This window comes from Falsiroseomonas sp. RANM36, assembly GCF_056682175.1.
On the sequence record NZ_JBWXTD010000003.1, the window covers coordinates 1,307,395 to 1,313,259 of the forward strand.

At 72.8% G+C, this 5,865-nt stretch carries 5 protein-coding genes and 1 pseudogene; 4 read left to right on the forward strand and 2 right to left on the reverse strand.

Features of this window, described 5'->3' with window-relative positions:
* Nucleotides 1-178 precede the first annotated feature (178 nt).
* From hemW to AC1MIR_RS11120, 4 genes are all read left to right on the forward strand, one after another.
* Nucleotides 179-1,330 (forward strand): radical SAM family heme chaperone HemW, encoded by a 1,152-nt coding sequence (gene hemW, locus AC1MIR_RS11105; RefSeq protein WP_480028218.1) that lies wholly within the window; start codon nt 179-181, stop codon nt 1,328-1,330.
* Between the two features lie 4 nt (nt 1,331-1,334).
* Complete coding sequence (locus tag AC1MIR_RS11110; RefSeq protein ID WP_480028219.1) at nt 1,335-2,312, forward strand: polysaccharide pyruvyl transferase family protein; 978 nt, start codon at nt 1,335-1,337, stop codon at nt 2,310-2,312.
* On the forward strand, nt 2,309-3,274 hold the full coding sequence (locus AC1MIR_RS11115; RefSeq protein WP_480028220.1) for a hypothetical protein: 966 nt from the start codon (nt 2,309-2,311) through the stop codon (nt 3,272-3,274). The genes AC1MIR_RS11110 and AC1MIR_RS11115 overlap by 4 nt, the downstream gene beginning before the upstream one ends.
* 278 nt (nt 3,275-3,552) lie before the next feature.
* Nucleotides 3,553-4,161, forward strand: coding sequence for a YjbF family lipoprotein (locus AC1MIR_RS11120; RefSeq protein ID WP_480028221.1), 609 nt, complete (start codon nt 3,553-3,555; stop codon nt 4,159-4,161).
* 54 nt (nt 4,162-4,215) lie between these two features.
* Here AC1MIR_RS11120 and AC1MIR_RS11125 read toward each other — a convergent pair whose 3' ends face one another.
* Nucleotides 4,216-5,373, reverse strand: a complete 1,158-nt coding sequence (locus AC1MIR_RS11125) for a M24 family metallopeptidase (RefSeq protein WP_480028222.1) — start codon at nt 5,371-5,373, stop codon at nt 4,216-4,218.
* Between the two features lie 192 nt (nt 5,374-5,565).
* Nucleotides 5,566-5,865: pseudogene (locus tag AC1MIR_RS11130) on the reverse strand (Bug family tripartite tricarboxylate transporter substrate binding protein); the annotation flags it as partial.

Genomic DNA, 5,865 nt, shown 5'->3' on the forward strand with positions numbered 1-5,865 from the left:
CGCGGATCGCGCGCTCCGCCTCCTCCAGGTCCACGATGGAGCCGCCCTTCCCGCCGCGGCCGCGCGGCCCGCCGCCGCCCCGCCCCCGCGGCGGGCCGGCGGGCCCCCGGCGGGGGGCCGCATCGGGGGCCTCGGCCGGCTTTGCCGGCCGCCTTACCGGACCCATCTGCGGAAAGCGATGCGCGAGCCCCTCGCCCTCTACATCCACTGGCCCTTCTGCGCCGCCAAGTGCCCCTATTGCGACTTCAACAGCCATGTCCGCGACCGCGTGGACCACGCCGCCTTCGCCGCCGCCCTGCGCGCCGAGCTTGCCTACGAAGCCGCGCGCACCGGACGGCGTAGGCTGGCTTCGATTTTCTTCGGCGGCGGCACGCCGAGCCTGATGCGGCCCGAGACCGTCGCCGCGCTGATCGAAGACGCGACGCGCCTGTTCGATCCGCTGCCCGATCTCGAGATCACGCTGGAAGCCAATCCCACCAGCGTCGAGCGCGACAAGCTGCGCGCATTCCGCGACGCCGGCGTGAACCGCGTCTCGCTCGGCGTGCAGGCGCTGGAGCCAGAGTCCCTCGCCTTCCTCGGCCGCCGCCACGACGCGAGCGAGGCCATCGCCGCGCTGGAGACGGCCCGAACCATGTTCCCGCGGGTGTCCTTCGACCTGATCTATGCCCGGCCCGGCCAGGCGGAGGATGCGTGGCGGGCGGAGCTGCGCCGCGCGCTGGCGCTGGCGGCCGATCATCTCTCGCTCTACCAGCTCACCATCGAGCCGGGCACGCAATTCGCCACCCTGCACGCCCGCGACGCTTTTCGGCTGCCGGAAGGCGAGGACTCAGCGCGCCTCTACACCGCGACGGCCGAGGAAGCCGCCGCCTTCGGCCTGCGCGCCTACGAGATCTCCAACTACGCGAAGCCGGGCGCGGAGAGCCGGCACAACCTCGCCTATTGGCGCTATGGCGACTACGTCGGCATCGGCGCCGGCGCGCATCAGCGGCTGACGCTGGACGGCAACATTCTCGCCGCACGCCGCCACCGCGCCCCCGAGGAATGGCTTTTCCGCGTTCAGCGCGATGGTCATGCCGTGGTGGACGAAGCGAAATTGTCGGCGCGCGACCGGGCGCGGGAGGCGCTGCTGATGGGGTTGCGCCTGACCGAGGGCGTGGACCCCGCGCGCATCGAAGCGCGCAGCACGCTGACCTTCGGCGATGCGGTGGACCTGCGCATGCTCGACCAGCTCGCCGAGGAAGGGCTGCTCGCCTGGCGCGACGGCAGGCTCGTCGCGACGACGGACGGGCTGCTGCGGCTGGACGCGATCCTGCCGCTGCTGGTCAACTGAGCCGATGCGCACCGCCTTCCTCGGCGCCTATGGCTACGGCAATCTCGGCGACGAGCTCTGCCTGATGGAGGCGATGCGCGCCTTTCCGTCCGAGGAGGCGCATGCCTTCAGCGTCGCGCCGGAGTGGACGATGCGCTGCGTGCCCGGCCTCTCGGGCTGCTTCCGCGATGGCGGGGAGATGCTCGCACTCAAGCCGAAGCGTGTCGTGTTCGGCGGCGGCATGTTCGGCACGCCCGATGCCTTCCGCGCCTGGCTGCCACACCTTGCCGAAGCCGAGGCTGGAGGCGCCGAAATCAATTTCCACAATCTCGGCGTCTCCTGGCTGATCAAAGATCTGCGCTGGCTGGACGAGACGGCGCGCGGCGTCTTTCGCCGCGCCGCGTCCTATACCGTGCGCGACGTGCTCTCGGTGGAGTATGCGGCCATGGCCGGCATCGGCCGCCTGCCGCGCATCACCGGCTTTCCGGAAGCCGACATCCCCGCCGATCCCGAACTGGCCGATGCGCTGCTGCCGCACGGCCGGAAGCTGCTCGGCGTCTCCATCATCCCGATGCCGCTGATGCGCGCGGCACTCGACCACGAGGCGGCGCGGGTGCGCGCGCTGCTGGCGGAATTCGAGGACCATGCCGTGCTTCCCGTCGTCAGCACGGTGCATCTCGACACGCCGGACGAGGACGACGTCGCCGGCTGCCGCGCCTTCCTCCAGAAATTCCTGCCGAAGGCGCAGGTGGTCGCGCCGATCCTGCTCGACCGCGACTTCTGGCGGGCGGAGATGACGCCCGCGCGGCTGAAGGGCCTGATCGCGCGCTGCGACACGTTGCTGACCCATCGCAAGCACAACGCCATACACGGGATCGGCGCGGGCGTCCGGGTGATCGGACTGCATCCGCTGATCGACAACAGCCTGCGCCGCACCTTCGTCACCCTCGCCCACCGCCTGGCGCCGGGCTCGCGCTGCGTCGGGCTGGAGACGCCGGCGTGACGCGCATCCTGGTCCTGGCCGAGCGCCCGTTCCGCGGCCTGCGCTCCCGCGCGATCATGGCGGAGGTCGCGGCCGCGCTGCCTGCGCAGCCTGCGCCCTTCCTCGCGATGCATGTCGCGGCCGAGGTGCCCGGCTTCACGACGGCGGAGAACGAGCCCGACCCGGCCGCGCTCGGCATCGGGCGCGTCGTCCTCGCCGGCGTCTTCACGCGCCGCGCGGAGCTCGAACGCGCGCTGCGCGTCGCCGCGCGGGCGCAGGCCGCCGGCGCGACGGTGGAGACGCTCTGCTTCGCCGTGGAGCGCGAGGCGGCGCGCACCGATGCGCCCGAGGGCGTCGCCTTGCTCGACGCCGCCGCGCCGCTCGACCTGCGCGAGCACCAGACGGCCAATGCGCTGCTGGTCTGGCGCGTCGCCGCGCCGCAGCGCATCCGCCCCTTCCCCGAGCGCGCCGTCGCGCCCGATGCCGCCCTGGCCGGGGCGCTGCCGCCTGGGCCGTTGCTGGGGCTTTCCATCCTCGGCGGCCCGGAGACCGCGCGCGCCATCGCCGAGCGCGGCGCTGCCATGTCGGACCTCCTCGCGCCCTTCCGCGGCTGGCCGGTGCTGCCGCTGCCGGTGGAATCGCCCGAGAGCCCGGCCGACGACCTGCCCGCGACGCTCGACCTCGCCGCCCGCTTCCTGCCGGATTCGCCCGTTCTGCTGGCGGAGCTGGGCGAGACGCGGTGGCGCCGGCGGCATCTCACCCCGGCGCGGCTCAAGGGGCTGGTGGCGCACTGCGCGGCGGTGGTGGCGACGCAGGAGCTGCCGCTTGCCTATGCCGTCGCGTCCGGGGTGAGGGTCATCGGCCTCGCGCTCGGGCAGGACCGGCGGGCTGCTGGCTGCCTGTCCTCCCTGGCCAATGCGCTGGCCCCCGGCTCGGACCTGGTCTTCCCGGCGCAGGATCGAGCCGGCGCGGCGTCCGGTTGACACGGAGACGCAGCGCGAGCGTCGGCGGCGCGCGGGCGAACGAGGCCACCAGAGCGGCGCCCGAGCACCAGGATGTTCCAGAGCACGCGCCGCATCCGCGGCCCTTGGCTTCGTCATGCCGCAGGCATGCTCTTCGCATGCCGCACTTGCCGCAGGCCGCATTCGCGACCTCGGCCCTTCGGGCCGCCGGTCGGAACTTCGTGCGCCGGGCATCATGCCCGTTCGGCGGAACGGCGGAGCGGTTCCACTCGAACGGGCGCTGCTCTAGCTTTCGCGGCATGGGTACGCGCCTGCGCCATGTCGTCGCCTTCGCCTGCCTCGCGCTGCTCGGCGCCTGCGGCGACACCCCCGCGGCGCAGGCCTTGCGCCGGGCGGCACCCGAAGCCGCGCCGGCGCCGATGCAGGTCCAGGGGCCGCACCTGCTGCTGCTGGCGCCGCGCCGCGCGGTGCTGGTCCCGGTCGGCGGCAGCGGGCCGCGGCATATCTGGCGGGGCGAGGCCGGCAACATCGCCATCGCCACCGAGGGCGCGCGCATCGTCGCCACCGCGGGCCTTCGCCAGATGCTGATGGCGACCCGTTTCGAGGGGCCCGATCCGCTCGATGCGCCGTTGGCGCTGCGCGGCACGGAGGCCTTCGCGCGGCGCAGCGTGGACCTTGCCGGCGACACGCGCGATCCGGCGACGATGCGCTTCGGCGTCGCGCTGGAATGCCGGCTGTCCGGGCGGGACGAGGCGGGCTGGCTGGTGGTGGAGGAGCGGTGCGGCGGGGGCGGCGGCGCCTTCACCAACCGCTTCTGGGTGCAGCCCGAATCCGGCGTCGTGCTGCGCAGCGAGCAATGGGCCGGCGACGAGGTGGGCTCCGTCACACTGGAGTTCCGCGCCGGCTAGAGCAGCGCCCGTTCAGCGGAACCGCGAAGCGGTTCCACTCGAACGGGCGCTGCTCTAGCCGCTGACGACCAGCAGGTCCTGGAAGCCGCTGGTCAGCTTCTCGCCGCCGCCGGGGCGGCAGACGATCACGTCCTCCACGCGGGCGCTGAAGGAGCGGTCCTGCAGGATGGAGGGCTCGACGGTGAACATCATGCCTTCCCGCAGGACCGAGTGGTCCGATTTCGTCAGGAAGGGCGGCTCATGCACGTCCCAGCCGATGCCATGGCCGAGGCGGTGGCGGAATTTTTGCCCGTCGCCCGCATCCTCGATGATGCGTCGCGCCGCCGCATCGACCTCGGCTGCGGTGGTGCCCACCTTCAGCGCCGCGATGCCCGCCGCCTGCGCCTGCATCACCAGACGATGCACGCGCCGCTGCTCGGCGTCCGGCTCGCCGAAATGCACGGTGCGGCCGTAGTCGTAGCAGAGCCCGTCATGCGAGGCGCCGAAGTCGAACAGCACCGAGCAGGGCGGGTGGATCGGCCGCTTCCAGCTTTCGAGGCGACGGCCCATCAGCAGCGGGTGGTTCGGCCCGGTGTTGTAGAGCGAGGTGGTGAAGGTCTGGCCGAGGCTGCCCTGCCGCTGCATCTGGTAGTTCACCTCGGCGATGGCATCGAGTTCGGTCATGCCGAACATCAGGCGCTTCAGCGTCTCGGCGAACGCGGCTTCGGTGCGGCGCCCGGCCTCTTTCATCGTGGCGATCTCCTCGGCCGACTTGATCACGCGCAATTCGCGCAGGAGGTCGGTGGCGGAGACGAAGACGGCGTCGGGCAGCAGCGCCTGGATATGCACGGCGCTCTCGCCATGCGCGCGGTCGCTGATCGCGATGCGCGGGCGGGCAGGCACGCGGAGGCCCGCGAAGATGTCGCGCGCGAGCGCGGCGGGATCGTCGTGGTCGCCGAGGACGCGGATCTCGATGCCCTTGCTCTCGCCGCGTCCCTTGAACTCCGCAGTCATGCGCGGGAGGGCGAGGATCGGCGCATGGCCGGGCGTCAGCCAGGCGCCTTCGAGCCAGCCGCCGGGATGCAGCGTGGTGCCGTAGTTCGGAATGTCGCGGGGGATGCCCGCCAGGTAGTGCAGGTCGGTCCCGAGCGGAATGAAGGCGAGATCCGCCTTGCCCTCCAGCAGTTTCTGGAAGGCCGGCAGGCGATCAGCCGCGGTCGCGGTGGCGTGCATGACGAGGACCTACAGAAAAGAGAAACAGCGGCCGCCAGAGGCGGCCGCGGGCCCGGAAGCGGCCCCCCCCCCACAAGGCGTTTATGGCCCCGGGCGCCCCGCGCCCGCCGGGGGCCGCGCCAACGCCACGCGCGGGGGGCGCGCGCCGGCGATTGAGGCACCAAAAAACTCACGCCGGCGCTTGAGGCAATTTCAAACCGGCGTCGCGCCGGAGGCGATGACCAGCGGGCGCCAGGTCTCGACCTCGCTGCGGACGAAGGCCTCCATCTCCGCGCCGAAGCGGTTGCCGGTGTCCACCGACCAGCCCTTGTAGCGCTCGAGCACGGGGGGAAGCTGCTGCACCTCGCGGAACACCTGCGCGACGCGGTCCTGGATCGGCTGCGGCGTGCCGGCCGGCAGCGCGATGCCGGCCCAGCCCTCCCCGGCCCGGGGGCGGGAGGCGGGGGGGGCGGAGGGGGGGGTGGGCGGGGAAAACGGGGGGCGCGGGGGGGC